At 52.6% G+C, this 2,500-nt stretch carries 2 tRNA genes and 2 rRNA genes (2 of these 4 only partly in view); all 4 read right to left on the reverse strand.

Annotated elements, in window-relative coordinates:
* Positions 1–996, reverse strand: a 23S ribosomal RNA gene (locus AB7828_RS17820); it reaches 1,824 nt to the left of the window's first position.
* Positions 997–1,465: 469 nt separating this feature from the next.
* Positions 1,466–1,541, reverse strand: a tRNA-Ala gene (locus AB7828_RS17825).
* Between the two features lie 107 nt (positions 1,542–1,648).
* Positions 1,649–1,725: transfer RNA gene (locus AB7828_RS17830), tRNA-Ile, on the reverse strand.
* Between the two features lie 215 nt (positions 1,726–1,940).
* Positions 1,941–2,500: ribosomal RNA gene (locus tag AB7828_RS17835) — 16S ribosomal RNA — on the reverse strand (it continues 927 nt past the right edge of the window).
* The 16S and 23S rRNA genes sit together here with 2 tRNA genes alongside, the layout of an rRNA operon.

Genomic DNA, 2,500 nt, shown 5'->3' on the forward strand with positions numbered 1-2,500 from the left:
TCCCGGATAGTACTCTCAGGTATTCGGAGTTTGATTGGGGTTGGTAAGACGGTAAGTCCCCCTAGCCCATTCAGTGCTCTACCCCCTGAGGTATTCATCCGAGGCGATACCTAAATATCTTTCGCGGAGAACCAGCTATTTCCCAGTTTGATTGGCCTTTCACCCCTAACCACAGGTCATCGGAGTCTTTTTCAACAGACACCCGTTCGGTCCTCCAGTGAGTGTTACCTCACCTTCAACCTGCCCATGGCTAGATCACTAGGTTTCGGGTCTAATACAACGAACTTAGCGCCCTATTCAGACTCGCTTTCGCTGCGCATACACCTATCGGCTTAAGCTTGCTCGTTAAATTAAGTCGCTGGCCCATAATACAAAAGGTACGACGTCACCCAGAACGTATCTTGGGCTCCGTCTGTTTGTAGGTATCCGGTTTCAGGTCTATTTCACTCCCCTCGTCGGGGTGCTTTTCACCTTTCCCTCACGGTACTAGTTCGCTATCGGTCAATGAGGAGTACTTAGGCTTGGAGGGTGGTCCCCCCACGTTCAGACAGGATTTCACGTGTCCCGCCTTACTCAAGGACATATCATTGCATTACCCGTACGGGACTATCACCCTCTGAGGTCCAGCTTTCCTGACTGGTTCCGGTTGTCTTTGATATGCCACTGGCCTGGTCCGCGTTCGCTCGCCACTACTAACGGAGTCTCTGTTGATGTCCTTTCCTCCGGGTACTTAGATGTTTCAGTTCCCCGGGTTCGCTTGAAACCCCCTATGTATTCAGGAGTCTCATACCTTCAACTGATAACCGAAAATCCAAAACCACCGTTACTTGCGTAACGATGACCTTAGAGTTTCGGCTATCGAAGGTGGGTTTCCCCATTCGGAAATCTATGGATCAAAGCCTCTTCGCGGCTCCCCATAGCTTATCGCAGCGTAGCACGTCCTTCATCGCCTCTCATTGCCAAGGCATCCACCGAATACCCTTAAGACACTTGATTGCTCTCATTATCAATATCCACACACTCGGCAGAGTTTGCTGCACGCTGCTTGGCATAACCAACGAATTGGAAACGCCAAATCCGCACGCCGGCGGTCAAGCCGTGCGCACTTCGTGCAGCTGGATATGATTTAGAAAGACCAGTTTGCTTCGTAAGATCGAACCGACAACGAGGCGGTCAAGCTTCGTTGAAAAGGAATAAAGATGCGGAAGCTTTGCAAGCAAAGCGTTCGCACTCAATTCCTGGAGATTATGATTGCGGCACCCGCAATTGCTTGCAGATCCGAACCTCGGAACGATCTCCTCTTTACGATGTCATAAATCCCGCAGCCGATCTCGTAAGACCGACAAGCGAAGTTATACCGCGGACTAAATCAGGCGCTGCCCATGTGGCGCGCACTGTCTGAACACACTGAATGTCTTGAAGTTGTTTTCGTCTCGATCACTCATCAGCATCCAACCAAAGTTTCTGGTGGAGGCAGACGGGATCGAACCGACGACCTCATGCTTGCAAAGCACGCGCTCTCCCAGCTGAGCTATGCCCCCGTTCCAGAAGACGAATGCTCAACGCTGTAGTTCGCGTTTTGCAGATGCGATGCTTGCGCATGTGATGTCGACGTCAGCAGCAGCCTTGAAAGCAAAGCGCGCAAATATGGTGGGCCTGGGAAGACTTGAACTTCCGACCTCACGCTTATCAAGCGCGCGCTCTAACCAACTGAGCTACAAGCCCTAACAACAAAGGACTGCGCTCGGCTCATCGACATGACCTTGCGATCAAACGCCAACAAGCAGCACGAGCACGCCCCAGCGTGTGTTCGTCCGCGAAGAAAGAGAAACGAAGACGGCGGTGTCCCGCCTATGCAGCTCAGACATTGATCCAATGTCTGGCCACTGATGTTTCAAAAGAGGTTCGATAGATGCAAGCATCTGAAGAACCATCCTTAGAAAGGAGGTGATCCAGCCGCAGGTTCCCCTACGGCTACCTTGTTACGACTTCACCCCAGTCGCTGACCCTACCGTGGTCAGCTGCCCCCTTGCGGTTAGCGCACTGCCTTCAGGTAGAACCAACTCCCATGGTGTGACGGGCGGTGTGTACAAGGCCCGGGAACGTATTCACCGTGGCATGCTGATCCACGATTACTAGCGATTCCAACTTCATGGGCTCGAGTTGCAGAGCCCAATCCGAACTGAGACGGCTTTTTGAGATTTGCGAGAGGTCGCCCTTTTGCATCCCATTGTCACCGCCATTGTAGCACGTGTGTAGCCCAGCCCGTAAGGGCCATGAGGACTTGACGTCATCCCCACCTTCCTCGCGGCTTATCACCGGCAGTCTCCTTAGAGTGCTCAACTAAATGGTAGCAACTAAGGACGGGGGTTGCGCTCGTTGCGGGACTTAACCCAACATCTCACGACACGAGCTGACGACAGCCATGCAGCACCTGTGCTCTATGCCCCGAAGGGAAGGTTCCATCTCTGGTACCGGTCATAGACATGTCAAGGGCTGG

The organism is Tardiphaga sp. 215_C5_N2_1, from assembly GCF_052076055.1.
Taxonomy (GTDB): domain Bacteria; phylum Pseudomonadota; class Alphaproteobacteria; order Rhizobiales; family Xanthobacteraceae; genus Tardiphaga; species Tardiphaga robiniae.